This window comes from Bradyrhizobium sp. Mp27 (assembly GCF_029953005.1).
In the GTDB taxonomy this organism is placed as follows: Bacteria; Pseudomonadota; Alphaproteobacteria; order Rhizobiales; family Xanthobacteraceae; genus Bradyrhizobium; species Bradyrhizobium barranii.
The window spans coordinates 62,729-82,089 of the sequence record NZ_JASAUS010000022.1 but is presented as its reverse complement, the minus strand read 5'-3'; the positions used below and the strand labels follow the sequence as shown (position 1 = coordinate 82,089).

Genomic DNA, 19,361 nt, shown 5'->3' with positions numbered 1-19,361 from the left:
GCTGAAGCTCTTGCCCGGGAAACAAACTCAAACTAACAGTCCCTTGTCCTGCCTCGCGGGTGGAGGAATTTGACTGACCACACCCGGAGGAATTTGAAGTGACCCGCGGGGACTTACGGGACAACACGCCGCGTTACCCGCGCGCGCCAATCCAATGACAGAGCCAAACGATAACGAACCATTAACCATGTTGGGCTATCTGGAGAATTGGGCATTCGGGGCGCGTGTGCTGGCTTGCGGGCCAGCCGGTAGCGTAGGCGTGGACCCATGGCCCTTGACCCGGAAGAACTCGTCACCCTGACAGATCACGGCTCGATGAAACTGCGCGCGGCAGTATCGCGCGCGATGACGTTGCCACCCAAGGAACGCAAGCGGACGACAATCGTCCGCGAGGGTGAGCCGGCGATCCTGCATTTCGAGCAGATCAAAAACCTTGCGGCGCGGTGGAACGAACGGCTCGCGCCAATCGACTGACTAGTTTCGCTGTGCTGGTGTCAATCGGGCCCCGAGCCCCCAAAGAGGCGGCGCGTGCACGGCCTCGTCGACCCTCGGTAAGCATGAGTTTGATGCCGGTCGCGGCATGCGGATTATCGTTCGTTGCGACCGGCGTCCGCGACGGCCGCCGAGATTTCTCGCAATGAGCGCCGACCGCCCCTGGGCCGCACCCGCACGACTCATGGCTTCCGCTGCCCCGTTAAGATTTCATTAACCCTACTGGAGCAAGTCTTTTGGCCGGGCTGGGCGGATCATTCGCAAGGAAAATCCCATGCCAAATCTGGAAGAGGCAATTCGCGAGCGCGCCTACCACCTTTGGGTCGCCGATGGGCAACCCGACGGAAAGGCGGAAGTCCATTGGATGCATGCTCAATACGAAATTCTCGAAGCGTCAGTCGCAAACCCTGCCGTGGCTGACATAGCAGTGACAAAACCCGCCAGAAGGGTGCGATCCCCGAAAAAGCAAAACTCGCGCTGACGGGTCCAGAGCGAGGACGTGCGCCATTCGCAATTCGGTCGGCGGGCTGCCGGTTGTCGTTAGAAATGACATCCAACGATGCGGGAATTGGCAGCCTCGCTAACCCAAATTTCTTCGAGAGGAACAGACAACAACACCTAGACTATTCGTCGGGTCGGCAGTTCAATTGGCATTGGTTGATCGAGTCGGTTTCTCGCACCATCCAGCGCCGAGAGCGACGAGCGCCGACGTGACCAGAGCCGATGGCAACCAGTGTCCGACGGGACCAGCGTCCGTAAGGCCAGCGTCAAAGAGGCCAGGGTCCAGAAGGCCAGCGTAGAGCGAGCATCAACCCTGCAAGCAGCCCGCCAAGTCTGCTCGCAGCCCAACTTGGCAAGACACGGCAAGGCCTTTGCCAGCGAACAGCCTTTGAGGCTTTTGGGACCATCGGTTACTCCGATGGTCCCTTTTCATTGTGGTGCCCCATTGGCGCGAGACATCGGGCGGCTGTTGCTTCCGCGTTCATCATGCAATCGAGCGAGGAACGCAATTTGATCGTCGCGTGCAGTAACGTCGTGCAGAGAAAGCGGAACGCAGCGACCGCGCCTTCAGGACGCTTCACCGCGGCGACAGGAACGGGATGATCATCGGCACGCGACGGCAATAGGCGCCGTAGGCGTCTTCGCCGAGCTCCTTGGACAGAAACACCTCTTCCATCCGGCCCTTCTGCCACATGCCGAGCGAGATCAGGATCGCGCCGAGCATGGCGGTCACCGTGCCGACCGCGATGCCGGTCACCAGCATGCCGAGGATCAGGCCGGTGTAGATCGGATGGCGCACGATGCCATACGGGCCGGTGTCGATGACGCGGTGGTCTTCTTTGTGGGTGATGGTGTTGGACCAGAACTGGCCGAGATGCAGCCGTCCCCACCAGGTGAAGGAGATGCCGGCGAGCACGATCAGCGCCACGATGTAGACGCCGGCGTTGCTGAACACCCAGAGCGGCTTTTCGCCCAGCACTTCCGCGGTCCACGGCGTGAACAGGATGCCGCCCACCAGGATCGGGATGCGATAGCGGCCGGACTCCAGCGTCATCACCTGCTTCTGGGTACGGCCCTGCCAGAACGAGGCGCCGACCCAGCTGGCAAGCCAGGCGAGCCAGATCAGGGCGAGCAGTTGCGTCGGCCAGGTCGTGGTCCAACCACCCCAGGCGACAGAGAGAAGCTTGCTGAAATCGAAGGACATGAAGGTTCTTTGCGTTTGGGCGGCGGCTTCAGCTCGCGCGCGAGGACAGCGCGTGATGCTCGATGGCGCCGGAGGGCCGCTGGCCGTTGCGGGCGAGCAGATGGGTGATGGTTTCGCGCAAGACCGGCTCGATTGGGCGCGGCGCGTAGCCGAGCTCGGTGCGCGCCTTGCCGATCGAGAGGTCGCTCGCGGCAAGCGCGATGCGCACGCCCTCGGCAGTGCCGTTGGGCGGCCGGCGGGTGATGCGATCGGAGATGGCTTCGAGCATGATAGCGGAGAGCTCGGCAATCTTGCCGGGCACGACGACCGGGAACTGCCGGCGGCCGCTCATCGCCGACATCATCCGCAGGATATTGCCGAGCGGGACGCAGTCGCCGCCGAGGATGTAGCGCTGGCCGATGCGGCCGCGCTCCATGGTCAGCACGAGCCCCATCGCGACGTCGCGAACATCGACGAGATTGACCAGGAAGTTGAGATGCGGCTGCACCTTCTTCTGGAGGAAGTACCAGAGCATCGCCGTCGGCGGCGTCAGATTGTGGTCGGCGGCGCCGATCGGCATGGTCGGCGTGCCGATCACGAGCGGGAAGCCTGCGGCCGCCGCCTTCGCGGCGTGGTGCTCTGCGAGCGACTTCGACCGCGTATAGGCGCCGGGCATCGCATCGGCCGGCTGCAGCGCCTCTTCGGCGGCAACGCCGTTGAGGTCGGAATAGGGGAACAGGATCGATTCCGTCGAGCAGTGCAGGAAGCGCGACACGCCGCGCTTCATCGCCGCGGCAAGCACGATTTCGGTGCCGCGGCAATTGACGTCGTGGAAGTCCTGCTTGTTGGCGACCCACATGCCGGGCAGGCCGGCGAGGTGATAGATCTGATCGACACCGGCGATCGCGGCATCGACGGCAGCGGCGTCAAGCACCGAACCGTGCATATGTTCAACGTCCGCGTTCGCCGCGGCCGGCGCACGGACATCGAGAACGCGTACCCGCTGCCCACGGGCGCGGAGCGCTTCTACGAGATGATGTCCGATGAAGCCGCTGCCACCGGTAACCAGTACGAGAGCCATGCAGAAGGTTTACTGTTTCGCTTCTAGAGCTATCGGGTTGAAAGGGAATTGGTCGGAACAGGCGCCAGAATCGCGGCAAGGTCGCGACGGAAGCCCAGTGCAATGAATAATTTCGCCATGACAAACATCGGTCCAAGCAGGAAATGCGCGGGGTGGTCGACCATCGACGGCTGCCGTTCCTCGAAAACCCTGTGGCCCACGATCTGCGCTGCGACGCCAGATGCGATCAGCACCGCAAAAATCGACCACATCATGACGATCGAGGCCTGATTGCCGATTGCGGTTGCGACCGAAAGCAGCACGATCATCGCGGCGAGGATGCCGAGTCCGATCCCGGCGTCCAGCATCAGCCAGTAAACCAGCACCGGCAGGGCCGCAACCACGGCCAGGCTCACCTCGATCCCGAAGATGGGAAAACGCACGAGGGTGAGCGGCAGCACCGCGCCGGTGAAGAGCAGGAGGATTCCGACCACGTGCATCGCGCAGTTCCAGGGATCGCGATGATATTCGACGTAATCGGCCAGTTGGCGTTGAAAATAACCAGCCATCTCGGTCTCGTGCAGCATGGGGTCGGGGAAGGGCGAGAACAGGCTATAGCACCGGATAGGGCAGTGCACAAACCGGCTCGCGTGTCGCGCAAAGCATGGCTGTTGCGCTTTCGACAGGCCGTAAAACGGTCGGAACTTCAAAGAGTTCCGTCGGGGGAAGCGATCTCGCTCAGCGCTTCTTGGCGGGCTTTTTCGCCGCAGGCCCGGGCGCCGCAGCCGGATGTGCAGGCGCGTCCTCCGGCACCTTGGCATAGGTCAGGATTTGCAACTGGCCGTTGACGGCCGAGGTCGGCTTGGCCCGGTCGAGAAACTGCTCCTCGCCGAGGCCGATCGGATGCAGCCGCTTGGTCGAGATCTTGAAGGTGTTCACCAGGACGTCACGGATTGCATCGGCGCGTCGCTGGCTCAGGATCGCATTGGCCTCACGCGTCTTCGCATTGGATTCGACATGGCCGACGATCAGGAAGGTGTAGGGCAGCAGCGAGGAGTGGACCAGCGCGTCCGCGATGCGGCCGACGGTCTGGTAGGACGCCGGCTGGATGATCGGCGTGTCGGCGTCGAACTGGATCTGCGCGTTGAAGGCGGGCAGGTTGGCGAGGTCAGGCGCGATCAGCGGGCGGTTCACCGGACCCGGATCGTTCTTGATCCTGGCCTTGGCGCGCTCCATCACCTGCTGCTTCATCGCGGGAAGGTCGACCTCGGCGGCCTGTTCGAAATGGTTCAGCTTGCCGACGATGTCGTCACGGGTCGGCGCTGCCGTCTGCGCGCTTGCTGCTCCCGCGAGCAGGGCCAGGACCTGGACCACGACCAGCGTGATGGCGATTCCGTTCGCGCGCATCACCGATACCCCGCGTCGTCGACGGCCTTCAGGCAGTTGTTGCTGATGCCCTTGGGCGTCGAGACCAGGCAGGGGATCGACTTGCTGGTCTCCTTGGTCGAGCCGCCGCAGACCTTGACGATCTCGCGCTGGCAGGCGTTCGCCACCGTGACGCGCGCGGCGACGCGCTTCTGGATGGCATCGAAGGCGCCGAGATAATCGCTCTGGCATTGCTGGGAGAGCACGTCGCGGTTGCGGGACAGGCACTCTTTCAGCCGGGTCGAGTCCGGATTGACGCCGCGGCAATTGGCGACGATTTCCGCGCCGCAACTCTTGGCCAGCAGCCCGATCGAATCGCCAAAGCTCATGGTCTCCGCCGCCGCAAGCGACGGCATCCCCAATGCCAGCAAGATCAGTGTGATGCCCCGGACCATGGGTGCATCTGATACGGGGAAGTTCGCGGTGGTCAAGGGCTGTTCGGGCGAGAACTGTCGAACGTCCGGCCAGTGCGGCGAACAGTCCTCACTCGGCCTCAGGGAGGGGCGGCCATTCGATCAGGACGACGGTGTGTTTCCTGAGGTCGTCGGCCACTTCAGGGTCGGCCTTGAGCTCGTCCAACGTATTTGGTGGGGGAAGCTGGCGGCCGTCCGCGCTCAGCTCCTGCGCATAGAACGCGAGCGCCTCGGGCGCACTCTCCAGGGCCTCGTCGACGTCGTCGCCGCCGGAAATGCAGCCCGGCAGGTCGGGAAACCACAAGCTGACGGCGTCGTCCGGGCCTGCGTCCTCGATGATGGCGACGTACTGAGGCATGTCAGGCCTCACGCCCGCTGTACGAAGCTGTCCACGACCTTCTTCTCGCCAGCCTTGTCGAAGGCGATGGTGAGCTTGTTGCCGTCGATCTTGGTGACGCGGCCGTAGCCGAATTTCTGGTGGAAGACGCGGTCGGAGAGGGAAAATTCCGAGGTGGTGCCGGTGGATTTGGCGACCAGCTCGCCCTCGATCGTTATCGGCCCGCGGCGGCGTGAGGAGAAGCTGCCGAAATCCGGGCCGGATGAGGAGGAGAACGACGAGGCTTGTTCCTCGAAGCCGCCCTGGCCGCCGCCACTGCGTCCGCCGCCCCGGTTGCGGTTGGCCTGGGCGCGCTGCCAGCCAGGGGTCGAATAGGTCGAGCCGAACGCCTCCATGTCGTCGAAACGCGAGGCGCCGTAGCCGCCGGTGCCGCCCCAGGCCGAGCCGCCCTTGGATTCCGTGATCTCGACATTGGCGGACGGCAGTTCGTCGAGGAAGCGCGACGGGATCGTGGTCGACCAGGTGCCATGGATCCGGCGGTTGGTCGCAAAGTAGATCTTTGCGCGGCGCCTCGCGCGGGTCAGGCCGACATGGCCGAGCCGGCGCTCTTCCTCGAGGCCGGCGCGGCCCTGTTCGTCCAGCGTGCGCTGGCTCGGGAACAGGCCTTCCTCCCAGCCGGGCAGGAACACGTTGTCGAATTCGAGACCCTTGGCCGAATGCAGCGTCATCAGCGACACCGCGTCTTCCTCGGCACCGCCGTCGCGATCCATCACCAGCGAGATGTGCTCCAAAAACCCTTGCAGGTTCTCGAACTCCTCCATCGAGCGCACCAGCTCTTTCAGATTCTCCAGCCGGCCCGCGGCATCCGCCGAGCGGTCCTTCTGCCACATCTCGGTATAGCCGCTCTCGTCGAGCACGATCTGGGCGAGATCGGTGTGCGCGGTGACCTCGCGCTGGGCGCGCCAGCGGTCGAACTGGGCGACGACGTCGCGCAAGCTTCCGCGCGCCTTCGGCTTCAGCTCGTCGGTCTCGACCACCGCGCGCGCCGCCTCGAATAGCGGGATGCGGCGCTTGCGGGCGTGGTCGTGCAGCATCTGCACGGTGGCGTCGCCAAGGCCGCGCTTGGGCACGTTGACGATGCGCTCGAAGGCGAGATCGTCGGCCGGTGAATTGATGACGCGCAGATAAGCCAGCGCGTCGCGGATTTCGGCGCGCTCGTAGAAGCGCGGGCCGCCGATCACGCGGTAGGGCAGGCCGAGCGTGACGAAACGGTCTTCGAATTCGCGCATCTGGTAGGAGGCGCGCACCAGGATCGCGATCTCGTTGAGCTTCTCGCCCTGGCGCTGCAGTTGCTCGATCTCCTCGCCGATGCCGCGGGCTTCCTCTTCCGAATCCCACGAGCCCGTCACCGTGACCTTCTCGCCGTCATGGTCCTCGGTGCGCAGCGTCTTGCCGAGCCGGCCTTCGTTGTGCGCGATCAAATGCGAGGCGGCGGCGAGGATGTGGCCGGTCGAGCGGTAATTGCGCTCGAGGCGGATGACCTTGGCGCCGGGGAAATCGTGGTCGAAGCGCAGGATGTTGTCGACCTCGGCGCCGCGCCAGCCATAGATCGACTGGTCGTCGTCGCCGACGCAGCAGATGTTTTTGACGTGAGGCGTCTGCTCCCTCGCCCCGCTTGCGGGGTCGCGACGAGCTTCGCTCGCGCTGAGAGCGTCGGGGTGAGGGGCTGTCTCCACGAGTTCAGTCTTCGGAGAGTCCCCCTCATCCGCATCGCTTTGCGATGCGATCTCTCCCCGCACGCGGGGAGAGGTGAAGGAGGGAGACGTCGGCGCCTGCGACAGCAGCCGCAGCCACAGATATTGCGCGACGTTGGTGTCCTGATATTCGTCGACCAGGATGAATTTGAAGCGCTGCTGGTACTGCCGCAGGATGTCCGGATGCTCGCGGAAGATCCGGATGTCTTCCAGCAGCAGATCGCCGAAATCGGCGGCGTTCAGGATCTTCAGCCGCTCCTGGTAGCTCGCATAGAGCTTGCCGCCCTTGCCATTGGCGAACACGGCGGCTTCGCCTGACGGCACCTGCGACGGCGTCAGGCCGCGGTTCTTCCAGCCGTCGATCAGGCCGGCCAGCATGCGTGCCGGCCAGCGCTTGTCGTCGATGTTGTCGGCCTGCAGCAGTTGCTTGAGCAGCCGCACCTGGTCATCGGTGTCGAGCACCGTGAAGTTCGACTTGAGCTGCGCCAGCTCGGCATGGGTGCGCAGGATGCGGCCGCCGATGGAGTGGAAGGTGCCGAGCCACGGCATGCCTTCGACCGCATGGCCGAGCATCTGGCCGAGCCGATGCTTCATCTCGCGCGCGGCCTTGTTGGTGAAGGTCACCGACAGGATCTCGGCCGGGCGGGCGCGGCCCTGGCTGAGGATGTGGGCGATGCGCGTGGTCAGCACGCGCGTCTTGCCGGTGCCGGCGCCGGCCAGCACCAGGACCGGGCCGTCCAGCGTCTCCACGGCGTCGCGCTGCTCGGGATTGAGCCCGGACAGATATTTCGGGCCCACGGAGGCGCGCGCACGCGCGGCGATGCCGCCGGCTGCGGGCTGGTGGTCGGGTACGCTGGTGATCTTGCTCGGCTCGGTCATGCGAATCATTGGCCCCACGATGGCACCGCGGGGTGGTGGAAGGGAGCCTTCTTAACAGGGATTGCTGCCTATATGGGGCGCCGGGAGCGGTTTTCCACGTGCACGGCGGACCGATTTGTTCCCTGCGCGAGGGCGAATTTCCAGCTTGCGTGGGCCGGAACCATCGTTCCCGCGTCGAGATTGTCTGGACAGGTGGCGCGGCCAGCCGCGCCGACGCAGACAGACATCAAGACGAGGGTTTGACCATGCTAGGCTGGGTTGTGACGTTTCTGGTTATCGCACTGATCGCCGGCATCCTGGGCTTCGGCGGCATCGCCGGCGCCTCGATCGAGATCGCCAAGATCATCTTCTTCATCGCCGTCGTGCTGTTCCTTGTTTCGGCCGTGGTGGGCCTTGCCCGCGGCCGCAACAGGATATAGCGCGGTCTGATTGGTGCATGATCTTACCGGAAAACCGCTTCACACTTTTCCGGATCTTGCACTACCGCTTCGAGGGCATCGCCACGTTTCGGCCGATGCCCTCGGGCCGCGGCACGGCGCCGTGGGCCCCGACGACGGCCGCAATGCGCTGCCGGATATCGGGCGGAAAGGCCGCCACCTTTCGCGAGCCCATGTCGATGTGGAGCGACATGTTTTCGGAGGTCGCCGACAGCCAGCCTTCGGTCGCGTGCCGCAACTCCTGGAACGTATGCAGCCGCTTGTCGTCGGCTTCGAGCAGCCAGACCGACACCTGCACGGGATCGCCGAGGTGGATTTCGCGCAGATACCGCACATGGCATTCGGCAGTGAAGGTCGAGCCGCCTCGCTCCTTCATGTAGCCCGGCCCGATCCCGAGCTGTAACCACATCTGGTCGATCGCGCGGTCGAACATCACGTTGTAATAGGCCATGTTGAGATGGCCGTTGTAGTCGATCCATTGCGGCTCGATCTGCATGATCGAGGAGCGGAACGGCTCGGCAGCGGCGGTCTCCGGCATGTGTCTTTCCTGCTATGCGCGCGGTCGCTTGACTTGACCGGTTAGATGTCCTTTGCCACGGTTCTTCTGTCGGGAGGAATGTCCGTGGGTACGACCATCACCAATAATCCGCCGCGGGTCGAGCCGAAAGCCCTCGCAAGCGCGCTGGAGCAGCTCGCCGCACGGTTCGGCAACCGCCTCATCACCTCGCAGGCCGTTCGCGAGCAGCACGGCCATACCACCACATGGATCGTCAACCAGCCGCCGGACGGCGTGGTGATGGCGCAGGAGACCGCGGACATCCAGGACGTGGTGCGGATCTGCGCCAGGAACCGCGTGCCCGTCATTGCCTTCGGCACCGGCACCTCGCTCGAGGGCCAGGTCAACGCGCCGGCCGGCGGCATCTCGATCGACCTGCGCGACATGAACAAGGTGCTCGCGGTGCATGCCGAGGACCTCGACTGCGTGATCCAGCCCGGCGTGACCCGCAAGGCGCTGAACGAACATCTGCGCGACCAGGGCCTGTTCTTCCCCATCGACCCCGGCGCGGATGCTTCGCTCGGCGGCATGGCCTCGACCCGCGCCTCCGGCACCAACGCGGTGCGCTACGGCACCATGCGCGACAGCGTGCTGGCGCTGAAGGTCGTGCGCGGCGACGGCGAGATCATCACCACAGGCACGCGCGCCAAGAAATCATCGGCCGGCTACGACCTGACACATCTGTTCGTTGGCGCCGAAGGCACGCTCGGCATCATCTCCGAGCTGACCATTCGCCTGCGCGGCATCCCTGACACGATCGCGGCCGGCGCGGTGTCGTTCGAGACCGTGCACGGGGCGTGTCAGGCCGTGATCCTGGCGATCCAGACCGGCATTCCCGTGGCGCGCATCGAGCTGCTCAACGCCGCGCAGGTGAAGGCCTGCAACGCCTATTCGAAGCTGACGCTGCCGGAAACGCCGTTGCTGCTGATGGAATTTCACGGCAGCGAGGTCGAGGTCGGCGAGCAGTCCAAGGCGTTCGGCGAGATTGCAAAGGATTGCGGCGGCGGCGATTTCTCCTGGACCACCAAGCCGGAGGATCGCACCAAGCTGTGGCAGGCGCGGCACGACGCCTATTGGTCGGTGAAGGCGCTGCGTCCCGGCGACAGCATCGGCGTGGTTGCAACCGACGTTTGCGTGCCGATCTCCCGGCTTGCCGATTGCGTCGGCGAGACCGAGGAAGATCTCAAGCGCCTCAATCTGCTGTCGCCGATCGTTGGCCATGTCGGTGACGGCAATTTCCACTGCTCGCTGGTCTGCGACACCAACGATGCCGACGAGATGGCGCGCGGCGAGGAGTTCATGCATCGCCTGGTCGAGCGCGCGCAGGCGATGGACGGCACCTGCACCGGTGAGCACGGCATCGGCCAGGGCAAGCAGAAATATCTCAAGGCGGAACTCGGCCCCGAAGCGCTCGACGCGATGCGGGCGCTGAAGCAGGCGCTCGATCCGCTGAACATCTTCAATCCCGGCAAGATCGTGCCGGAGGCATAGCGCGCCGTCCGCTGCGTCGCGGTCGCGGAACTTTCGGCAGTCAGGCCGGTTCCAATTCCCGTCAATTTCCGCTGCCTCAATGGCGCGGCTGTGCGGGAGGATGCGATGTTGCGACCTGTCATTGGAATTGCCGTGATGGCGCTTGCCTGCATGCTGACGGGCACGGCTCTGGGCAAGGGCGGGCACGGTGGCGGCCATGGTGGTGGGCACGGAGGCGGGCATGGCGGTGGCCATCACGGCGGTGGCCATCACGGCGGTGGTCATCACGGCGGTGGTCATCATGGAGGCGGCCATTTTGGTGGTCATGGCTTCGGACATGCGCATGGTGGCGGGCATCATGGCGGGCCCCGCTTCGCAACGGGCGCCCGACATCGTGGCCCGAACTTCGGCCAGATCCGCAATGCGGCCGTCCGTCCTGCGAATTTTCGAAACGCCCTCAACGTGCATTCCAGCGCCTTCCGCAACGGCCGTCTGATCAGCAATCCGGCGGCGCGAGCGCAGATCGCGGCGGCGGCCGCACTCGCCGGCTGGCACGGCGCCAGCAGCGGGTGGTGGCAGCATGCGGGCGGCGGTTATGGCTGGGTCGGACCGCTGTTCTGGCCGTTCGCCTACAACGATCTCTACGATTACACGATCTGGGGCGATGGTCTCGGCTTCTGGGGCTACGGCTATCCTGACATCTATGCCGGCATCTTCGGGCCCTATGGCTATGACGGTCTCTCGGCCTATCTGCCGCAGGGACGGCGCCAGGCGCGCGGCGTGCCGCTGGATCGGCTTTGCGGCAGCGACCGCCGCGAGATCGTCGGTCTGCCGATCGACCAGATCGCCGCCGCGGTGCAGCCGACCGAGGCGCAAGGTGCAAGCCTCGACGAACTCGGCAATGCCTCGATCCTGGCGTCCGAGATGATCCGCGCGTCCTGCCCGTCGCAGGTCGCGGCGACAGCGCCAGGTCGGCTGACGGCGATGCAGCAGCGCATCGAGGCGATGGAGAAAGCCGTCGATCTCGTTCAGCCCGCCCTCGATAGATTCTACGGCTCGCTCACCGACGAGCAGAAGGCGCGCTTCAATGCGCTGGCCGAGGATCAGCGTCGTGCGACGGCTTCCAGCAACACCGGGGGATCGCTGGTCCAGAATTGCGCGACGCCTGCTGCGCTCGATTGGCCCAGCACTGACATCGAGGCGAGGCTTCATCCCAACGACACCCAGCGTGCTGCGCTACAGGTGCTCCAGGATACCAGCGCCAAGGTCAGCGCATCGCTCAAGGCGGCCTGCGAGCCCGGCGAGGTGATGACGCCGCCGGCGCGAATGGCGGCGGTTCGCAAGCGGCTCGACACGATGCTCGACGGCGTCAAGTCGGTTAGAGCAGCGCTGGAGGATTTCTACGCCACGCTGAATGACGAGCAGAAGGCGCAGTTCGAGGCCATCGGACCACGTCGGACGTCCTGACTGCATATCGATAATGCGTGGCGGAAAAATCGCCTCGCCGATCTCGATCGACCTCTCTATGCTGGGCGAGGCGGGAGCGTGGAACTACGGCGGCTGGAAGACCATTGGTGAGGGGCGATGAAGTGGTTCGCGAAGCAGAAGCCGGCAGACATCTGGGACGAGACGATCGAAGTACCGCTCGGCGACATCGAGGCCGTCGAGCACATCCGCGCGATCTGTGACGCCGCAGCGGCGAGCGCGGCAGGTTCGGCGCGCAACGACAAGCGCGAAGGCGAGCGCTATGAACGCGCGGCCAAGGTGGCGATGGAAATTGCGATGAATATCTCGGATGGATTGATGCGCGACGCCGCCGTCCATCGCATCGTCGATCTCTGCATGAAGGCGAACGACCTCAAGACCGCGCAGATCCTGTTTCGCGCGATCCATGCCAGCTGGATCCGCGAGGCCGTGCAGCGGGATCATCCGACCCTGGCCTAGTGTAATCGTAAATCCGGTGTGCCCGGCAACGAGCCAAGTGCCATCGCGCTCTCCGGGCGTCATCGAAGCTGGTGACAAGAAGGCGAATTCCCGCTCACCGGTGGAGTTGATCCTCTGCCGGCGTTAGATGGCCGCCTCGGTCTGCGCGTCGAAAACATGAAGCCTGGAAGGCCGCATGGCAACGCGCAGCTTGTCGCCGACCCTCACCCTCGCGGTCGGCTCGACGCTCGCCACCATGATACTCTCGCCGACCTTCATATCGAGCAGGATTTCCGAGCCGAGTTGCTCGACCACCTCAATCACAGCATCGAAGCATGGGTGGCCGAGATCCGCGCTACCCGCCATGGTGAGGTCCTCCGGCCGCACGCCGAGCATGACCTTGCGTCCGGTACAACCGCGCAGCCGCTGCGCGGTCTCGTCCGGCAGCTTGATGCGCAGGCCGGAGTTCTCGGCTATCAGCGATCCGTTCGCCTCGGTCACCGTAACGGCCGCGAAATTCATGGCTGGGGAGCCTATGAAGCCGGCGACGAACTTGTTGGAGGGATGATTGTAGAGTTCGAGCGGCTCCCCCACTTGCTGCACCACGCCGTCTTTCATGACGACGACTCGGTCACCCAGCGTCATAGCCTCGACCTGATCGTGAGTAACGTAAATGGCTGTGGTGCCGAGACGCAGATGTAGCTTCTTCAGCTCAACGCGCATCTGCACCCGCAGCTTGGCATCGAGGTTCGACAGCGGCTCGTCGAACAGGAAAACGCGGGGGTGGCGCACGATAGCACGGCCTAACGCCACGCGCTGGCGCTGACCGCCTGAGAGCTGGCGTGGCCTGCGCGTGAGCAATTCGCCGATGCCGAGGATGTCAGCCGCCTCCAGTACGCGCTTGTCAATCTCGGGTTTATCGAATTTGCGCATCTTCAGGCCGAACGCCATGTTGTCGTACACGGTCATGTGCGGGTACAGGGCGTAATTCTGGAACACCATGGCGATGTCACGGTCCATGGGTGCCAATTCATTGACCACGTTGCCGTCGATGGAGATATCGCCGGAACTGATCGCTTCGAGCCCGGCGATCATCCTGAGCGTCGTCGTCTTGCCACAGCCGGAGGGGCCGACGAACACCATGAATTCCTTGTCGCGGATCTGCAGATTGACGTCTTTGACAGCGTGCACGTTGTCAAAGAACTTGTTGATCCCCTTGAGGACGACCTGGCCCATTCGCTTCCACCTGCCTCCAGCGGATTATGCGCTGTCGCTATGCGCGCTTTCGAATCCCTGCGATCCGCGGTGCTGTCAGCCCTTCACTGATCCGGTCAATCCCGCGACGTAGTGCTCGACGAAGAACGAATAGGCGATAGCAACCGGTATCGATCCAAGCAGGGCCCCAGCCATCAGCGGCCCCCAGTAGAATACATCGCCGCGGATCAGCTCCGACGTGACGCCGACCGGCACGGTCTTCTGCTCAGGCGAGGACAGGAAGACGAGCGCGTAGATGAACTCATTCCACGACAGCGTGAAAGCGAAGATGCCGGCCGAGAGGATGCCTGGGATCGCCACCGGGATGACGATATAGAGCATCGCTTGCCAGCGCGAGGCGCCGTCAATACGCGCGCATTCCTCGAGCTCCTTCGGTACCGCCTTGAAGTAGCCCATCATGATCCAGGTGCAGAATGGAATCAGAAAGGTCGGATAGGTCAGGATCAGTGACCAAGGCGTGTCACCCAGCCGATAGTTGCGTATGATCTCTGCCAGCGGAATGAACAGCAGCGTCTGCGGCACCAGATAGGTAATGAAGATGGCGGTGCCCAGGCTGCCGGCAAATGGAAAGTTCAGCCGCGACAGAGCATAGCCGGCGAACACACCGCACACGAGCGAGATGGCGGTTGATGCGAGCGCGATGAACGTCGTGTTCCACAGCCACGATGCGAACAGCGTCTCCTCGAACAGGTACCTGACATGGTCCCAGGTCGGTTCCCAGGTCCAGAACGGATTGTAGTTGCTCGAATTCCAGGGGCGGTAAAGCTCGCCGTCCGGCCGCACCGAAGTGATCACCATCCAGTAAAACGGGAACAGCAGGAAAAGCAGGAACAACGTCATGGGGACGTAGAAGAACACCCACTTTCGCCACCTTGCGCCTTCGATCATGGCTCAGCGGACCTCCACGCGGCGGATGTAGAGAAGTTGGATGACGACGACCAGAAACAGGACCGGAAACATGGCGAGCGAGATGGCGGCGCCCTCGCTTAGGAGGCCTGTGCCGACGCCGATCTGATAGGCGTAGGTGGCGAACAGGTGCGTTGCGTTGGCCGGCCCGCCGCCCGTCATCACATAGACAATCTGGAAATCGGCGAACGTCTGAATCACCGAGAACAGCATTACGACCATGGTCACGGGCAACAGCAGCGGCCAGGTGATGTGCCAGAACCGCTGCCACGGCTTGGCGCCGTCGATGGCGGCGGCCTCGTTGAGTTCGGGACTGATGGTCTGCAGGCCGGCGAGCAGGCTGATGGCGAAGAACGGCACCCCGCGCCAGATGTTGACGATGATAATCGAGATCATGGCGAGGTCCGGGTCGCCCAGCCAATTGATCCGCCCGGTGATCAAACCGAGATGGTAGAGGAGCCAATTGAGAACGCTGAACGTCGGGTCGAACATCCACTTCCAGGCGAAAGTCGAGAGCACGGTCGGAATAATGAATGGCAGCAGGATGAAAGCACGGGTAAAAGCCTTGCCGCGGAAATTACGGTTGAGCAGCATGGCCAGCCACAGCCCTAGCGCCAGCTTGAAGACGGTGGTCACACCCGTATAGAGGAAGGTATTGTAAACGGCGGTGCGAAAGATCCCGTCGTTGAAGATCTTGTAGAAGTTAGCGAGGCCGACGAAGTCGCCGGGAACACCGACGCGCGAGCTGGTAACCGACAGCAATATCCCTCGCATGAAGGGATAGGCGATGAACAGGCCGAGCAGCACGATGGTCGGCACCAGCAGCACGAACGCCAGCCAGCGCTCGTCCTCAAGCAAACGCTGTCGCCGGGGAGGGGGCGCCTCGCGGAGCGTGGTGTCGGAGACCGCGCTTATCGCCATGTTCGATCCTCGTCGGCCGGAAGATTCCGCCGCCCCTCGAAAAATGGGCGGGGGGCGGCTTATCCTCAGACGTAGACCTTCTTGAGCTCAGCCTCTGCCCATTTCACGGCGTCCTCGGGGGGCATGCCTTGGACGGCCTTTGCGTACATATCGACGATGACGTACTTGGTCACGACTTCGGCTGCCCTGCGGGTAGAGGGTCCCTCGTAGCCAGCGAAGCGCCCTGTGCGCGCGGCTTGCTTGTAGGGCAGCATGATAGGGTCGTCGCCCCACAGCTTGTGCTTTTCCCAATCCGTGGTCGGGCCGACAGAGAAGCCCTTCTGGGAGACGAACCATTTGTCGTAGACATCCTTGGAATGAATCCAGCCAAGGAATTTCTTCGCCGCATCCTGGTTCTTCGAATAACCCATCAGGAGGTTCGAGAACGGGACGTGATAACTGAACTGTCCGCCGGGGCCCTTGGGCAGCGCGGCATGCAGGATGTCGTCCTTCAGCGGCCCGCCGGCCTCCGTCTTGTAGGTATCCGGCTTGCGCAGAGTCTCGATGTAGATCGAGGCGCCATTGAGCGTGGCGCTGCATGTCCCGGACAGAAAAGCGCGGTTGTTGTTGGAATCGTCCCAGGCGAGCCCGCCTTCGTCGTGGGCGTCCTTCCAGAAGGCCACCATGAATTTAACCGACTCGACGGTTGCCGGGCTATTCAGCGCAATCGTCTTGCCGTCTGCCTCGACCTCCTTGCCGCCCCAGGACCACAGGTAGGGGTAGGCGAAGGCGGGCGCATCGCCGAAGGTATGACCCAGCGTTTGGCCGATTGGCCGTCCCTTTGCCTTCAGCTTCTTGCCGGCCTCGCGATACTCCTCCCACGTCTGGGGGAATTTTCCGTCCGTGTAGCCGATCTCGGCAAACCAGGACTTTCGGTACGCGATCTGCAAGCCGACGATGGACCACGGCACTGCGATCCACTTCTTGCCGTCATTGGCGACAGCGCGGGATGTTTCGTAGAAGCCGCCTTGGCTCTTGCCGAGTGCTTCCGCGATGTCGCTGACGTCTACGACGCTTTCGCCGTAAAGTTGCCCCCAATTATTGAGGACGCAGACGATGTCGGGGCCGGACCCGGACTGGATCGCCGAGGTGACACGGGCTTGGATGTCGTTGGCGTTGATGGTCTCGATATTGAGCTTTATGCCGAGCGCTTTCTCGCACTCCTTGGCGATTTCGTTGCGCAGCAGCTGATCTGACGCCGGAACGAAGTCGGTCCAGCGCAGCCAGTGCACCGTAGCGGCTTGCGCATAGGCGGGCGCCCTACCAACCGCCAGGATTCCGGCCATGCCGCCCGCAAGCGCGGTACCGCCCTTGAGGACGTTACGTCGGGTTACTGTCGTCATGCATCCCTCCCTCGATGTGTCCGAGTTGATGCTCTACGGCCAGTCTTGCGCCGGCTTGGAGTCTCTTTCAGTCTATCGCGCCTCCGTGGCCCAACGCATGCGCCCGCGACAACGTCCGCAATGTATTGGCTCGATGATCATTTGGTGGCGTTCCACTTGCAGCGCCGGGGTGGCGAGTTCGCCGCGAACCAGGGGGCGTTCTTCGCGGAGCAGCGGCGCGATTGCATCGCACCCAATCGTAACGGCGATACGATCGGCGGCCTGGATCATGTCGGCGCTGCAGCCAGCGCTTGAACCCTACCGTCATAACGATCCCTCCCGCGCAGCGACGGTATAGCCGCGGCCAAGCGGGTTTTCCCCGTCTTATATGAAGTTCGGTACCGGAAGCTGGCGCGACATCATTGTCGCCCGTCGCAGCAGGAAATCAAGTGCTAGCTTTGACGCGGCGGCCATGGTCTTACTCCGCGAACTGGCCGGCGACCAAAAGTATCGCTCCCTTTGGGGCGGCGGACCGAGTGAGGGCGGTGGTTATTTTGCCAACTTGCGCACGGCCTCGTCGACGCTGTGGAAGACGTGTTCGCGGGGCAGGGCGTCGAACAGTCTGAAACGTTCGAACGCGTTCTGCGCGCGCGCCGATTCCAGCCGCGCCAGCGCGACGGTGACGCCCTGTTCGCTGCACGACTTGAAGACGTCGAGCAGGATCTGCGCGGCGGTGAAGTCGATCTCGACCATGCCGCTCGCCTCCAGCACCAGCAGTTGCGGCGTCGACGTCGTGAGAACCTTGGTCACGTCGCTGCGAAAGCCAGGTGCATTGAGAAACGACAGCGGCGCCTGGAGCCCGATCACGGCGACGCCGGCGATGCGCTCGCCGGTGATGTGCGGATGGGCGGGCCACCAGATCGTGGTGCCGGGCACGCGCTCGAACTCGACGAGCTTGGCGCGCGTCGTGCTCCAGATGCCGTGCAGCAGCGACAGCACGATGCCGAGGAACGCGCCCTGCTCGATCGGCAGCACGATGATCAGCGCGGCGGTGGCGACGATCAGCAGGAATTCGCTGAAGGACTGGTGGTAGATCGTGACGATCTGCTTGAGGCGGATGATCCGCAGCGCCACGAACAGCAGGATGCCGCCGAGCGCCGCATCCGGCACGTGCCGCAGCAATCCCGTTCCGAACGCGAGTAGCGCCAGCACGATCAGCGCGGCGGCGAGGCCCGCGAGCTGCGATTGTCCGCCGGTCTCGGCGACGATCCCGGTCCGCGGCGGGCTCGCATCGACCGGAAAGGCACCGAACAGGCCGGCCAGCACGCTGCCGGCGCCCGCGCCGAGAAAGTCGCGGTCGACATCGGCCGGCTTGTCGGGATCGGACGGGAACGACCGCGTCGTCGCGGCGGTCTGCACCATCACCACGACGGTGATCACGAAGGCGAGCGGCACCAGGCGAACCCATTGCTCCGGCGCAAGGTCGGGCAGGGTCGGCCGCGGCAGCGTGCCCGGCACCGCGCCGACGACGTTGACGCCCTTGCTTTCGAGGCCGAGCCCGATTGTGGCCAGTGTCGCGGCGACGAGCCCGATCAGCGCACCCGGAATTTTCGCGCTGACCCTCTCGGCGATGAAGACCACGGCGAGCACACCGAGCCCGATGCAGAGCGTGAAGGGGTTGGTGTGGCCGAGTTCGGTCGCGAGTACGCCGATGCGATCGAGCGTCGGCCCGCTCGGTGACTGAAGCCCGAGCACGCCCGGCAATTGCGACACGATGATGTGGACGGAAATGCCGGCGAGGAAGCCGACCATGACCGGCACTGACAAAAGATTGGCGATGCCGCCGAGGCGGAAAGCGCCGCTGGCCAGCATCATCGCGCCGACCATCAGCGCCAGTGCGATCGCAAGCCCCTGATATTCGGGCGAGCCGGTGGCAGCGAGCGCGGCAAGTCCGCCGGCGAAGATCGGCGTGATCGTGGAATCCGCGCCGCAGGACAGGAAGCGGTTGCCGCCGAGCAGTGCGAAACCGAGCGAGCCCGCCATGAACGCGAAGAAGCCGATCTGCGGCGCAAAACCGCCAAGCCGCGCCGTGGCCATCTGCTCGGGGATCGCAATCGCCGCCAGCGTCAGGCCCGCCATGAGGTCGCCGGGCAGGGAATAGGACGCGAGTGACCGGAACAGCGGCCATGAGCTCTTGGCGGGCGCGTCGTGCGGCATCGACATGGAATCCCCGGGAAGGCTGGCGTCAGCAGATCAGCCTACAGTACTTCCGGAAGGCCACAGAAGGCGAAATATCCGCAACTCTCGTGTCCCGGACGCGCTGCAACGCCCAGCGTTGCTGCGCAGAGCCGGGACCCATCGCGCCGCACAGTTCGCTGGTACGCGGGCCCCGGCTCTGCAGCGCACCGCACCGGACGATGCTTCGCATCGCCGGGAGCGCTGCGTCCGGGGCACGAGAGTTGCTGGCC

General features: G+C 64.0%; 20 protein-coding genes. 7 read left to right on the top strand and 13 right to left on the bottom strand.

Features of this window, described 5'->3' with window-relative positions:
• The first annotated feature begins 267 nt into the window (after positions 1–267).
• Positions 268–474, top strand: coding sequence for a hypothetical protein (locus QJT78_RS14810; RefSeq protein ID WP_028147657.1), 207 nt, complete (start codon positions 268–270; stop codon positions 472–474).
• A 292-nt stretch (positions 475–766) separates the two neighbouring features.
• Positions 767–973, top strand: coding sequence for a DUF2934 domain-containing protein (locus QJT78_RS14805; protein WP_071910441.1), 207 nt, complete (start codon positions 767–769; stop codon positions 971–973).
• A gap of 597 nt (positions 974–1,570) precedes the next feature.
• Here QJT78_RS14805 and QJT78_RS14800 read toward each other — a convergent pair.
• The 7 genes from QJT78_RS14800 to QJT78_RS14770 all read right to left on the bottom strand — a co-directional run bounded on the left by QJT78_RS14800 (position 1,571) and on the right by QJT78_RS14770 (position 8,053).
• A complete protein-coding gene (locus tag QJT78_RS14800; RefSeq protein ID WP_028147658.1) occupies positions 1,571–2,197 on the bottom strand; it encodes an isoprenylcysteine carboxylmethyltransferase family protein in 627 nt (208 codons plus the stop codon).
• A gap of 28 nt (positions 2,198–2,225) precedes the next feature.
• Entirely contained in the window at positions 2,226–3,257 is a 1,032-nt protein-coding gene (locus tag QJT78_RS14795; RefSeq protein ID WP_028147659.1) for an NAD-dependent epimerase/dehydratase family protein, read from the bottom strand.
• Positions 3,258–3,286: 29 nt separating this feature from the next.
• Positions 3,287–3,823: an Mpo1-like protein gene (locus QJT78_RS14790; protein ID WP_049807582.1), complete on the bottom strand. Its 537-nt coding sequence runs from the start codon at positions 3,821–3,823 to the stop codon at positions 3,287–3,289.
• Positions 3,824–3,974: 151 nt separating this feature from the next.
• Entirely contained in the window at positions 3,975–4,643 is a 669-nt protein-coding gene (locus QJT78_RS14785; protein ID WP_028147661.1) for an OmpA family protein, read from the bottom strand.
• Positions 4,643–5,056, bottom strand: a complete 414-nt coding sequence (locus tag QJT78_RS14780; protein WP_014493005.1) for a hypothetical protein — start codon at positions 5,054–5,056, stop codon at positions 4,643–4,645. The genes QJT78_RS14785 and QJT78_RS14780 overlap by 1 nt, the downstream gene beginning before the upstream one ends.
• 88 nt (positions 5,057–5,144) lie before the next feature.
• Positions 5,145–5,432: a type II toxin-antitoxin system HicB family antitoxin gene (locus QJT78_RS14775; RefSeq protein ID WP_028147663.1), complete on the bottom strand. Its 288-nt coding sequence runs from the start codon at positions 5,430–5,432 to the stop codon at positions 5,145–5,147.
• An 8-nt stretch (positions 5,433–5,440) separates the two neighbouring features.
• The gene (locus tag QJT78_RS14770; protein ID WP_028147664.1) at positions 5,441–8,053 is read right to left on the bottom strand and encodes a UvrD-helicase domain-containing protein; all 2,613 of its coding nucleotides are present in this window, start codon (positions 8,051–8,053) and stop codon (positions 5,441–5,443) included.
• A gap of 236 nt (positions 8,054–8,289) precedes the next feature.
• On the opposite strand from QJT78_RS14770, the gene QJT78_RS14765 reads away from it, so the two are divergent.
• Positions 8,290–8,463 carry a DUF1328 domain-containing protein gene (locus QJT78_RS14765; protein WP_008556598.1) on the top strand — a complete coding sequence of 58 codons (174 nt, stop codon included), beginning with the start codon at positions 8,290–8,292 and terminating at the stop codon, positions 8,461–8,463.
• A gap of 61 nt (positions 8,464–8,524) precedes the next feature.
• On the opposite strand, the gene QJT78_RS14760 is transcribed toward QJT78_RS14765, so the two are convergent.
• Positions 8,525–9,019: a thioesterase family protein gene (locus tag QJT78_RS14760; RefSeq protein ID WP_028147665.1), complete on the bottom strand. Its 495-nt coding sequence runs from the start codon at positions 9,017–9,019 to the stop codon at positions 8,525–8,527.
• An 84-nt stretch (positions 9,020–9,103) separates the two neighbouring features.
• On the opposite strand from QJT78_RS14760, the gene QJT78_RS14755 reads away from it, so the two are divergent.
• The 3 genes from QJT78_RS14755 to QJT78_RS14745 all read left to right on the top strand — a co-directional run bounded on the left by QJT78_RS14755 (position 9,104) and on the right by QJT78_RS14745 (position 12,451).
• Positions 9,104–10,528 (top strand): FAD-linked oxidase C-terminal domain-containing protein, encoded by a 1,425-nt coding sequence (locus QJT78_RS14755; protein WP_028147666.1) that lies wholly within the window; start codon positions 9,104–9,106, stop codon positions 10,526–10,528.
• A gap of 105 nt (positions 10,529–10,633) precedes the next feature.
• Positions 10,634–11,974, top strand: a complete 1,341-nt coding sequence (locus QJT78_RS14750) for a Spy/CpxP family protein refolding chaperone (RefSeq protein WP_212490537.1) — start codon at positions 10,634–10,636, stop codon at positions 11,972–11,974.
• Between the two features lie 117 nt (positions 11,975–12,091).
• Positions 12,092–12,451, top strand: coding sequence for a hypothetical protein (locus QJT78_RS14745; protein WP_028147668.1), 360 nt, complete (start codon positions 12,092–12,094; stop codon positions 12,449–12,451).
• Between the two features lie 123 nt (positions 12,452–12,574).
• On the opposite strand, the gene ugpC is transcribed toward QJT78_RS14745, so the two are convergent.
• The 4 genes from ugpC to QJT78_RS14725 all read right to left on the bottom strand — a co-directional run bounded on the left by ugpC (position 12,575) and on the right by QJT78_RS14725 (position 16,914).
• Positions 12,575–13,666 (bottom strand): sn-glycerol-3-phosphate ABC transporter ATP-binding protein UgpC, encoded by a 1,092-nt coding sequence (gene ugpC / locus QJT78_RS14740; RefSeq protein ID WP_028147669.1) that lies wholly within the window; start codon positions 13,664–13,666, stop codon positions 12,575–12,577.
• 75 nt (positions 13,667–13,741) lie between these two features.
• Positions 13,742–14,593 (bottom strand): carbohydrate ABC transporter permease, encoded by an 852-nt coding sequence (locus tag QJT78_RS14735; RefSeq protein ID WP_038943094.1) that lies wholly within the window; start codon positions 14,591–14,593, stop codon positions 13,742–13,744.
• A gap of 3 nt (positions 14,594–14,596) precedes the next feature.
• The gene (locus QJT78_RS14730) at positions 14,597–15,439 is read right to left on the bottom strand and encodes a sugar ABC transporter permease (RefSeq protein ID WP_240537573.1); all 843 of its coding nucleotides are present in this window, start codon (positions 15,437–15,439) and stop codon (positions 14,597–14,599) included.
• 158 nt (positions 15,440–15,597) lie between these two features.
• Positions 15,598–16,914: an extracellular solute-binding protein gene (locus tag QJT78_RS14725; protein ID WP_028147672.1), complete on the bottom strand. Its 1,317-nt coding sequence runs from the start codon at positions 16,912–16,914 to the stop codon at positions 15,598–15,600.
• Between the two features lie 120 nt (positions 16,915–17,034).
• Here QJT78_RS14725 and QJT78_RS14720 point away from each other — a divergent pair, with 120 nt between their 5' ends.
• A complete protein-coding gene (locus tag QJT78_RS14720) occupies positions 17,035–17,208 on the top strand; it encodes a hypothetical protein (protein ID WP_155257718.1) in 174 nt (57 codons plus the stop codon).
• Positions 17,209–17,442: 234 nt separating this feature from the next.
• On the opposite strand, the gene QJT78_RS14715 is transcribed toward QJT78_RS14720, so the two are convergent.
• Complete coding sequence (locus tag QJT78_RS14715) at positions 17,443–19,110, bottom strand: SulP family inorganic anion transporter (RefSeq protein ID WP_028147673.1); 1,668 nt, start codon at positions 19,108–19,110, stop codon at positions 17,443–17,445.
• Positions 19,111–19,361: the final 251 nt, after the last annotated feature.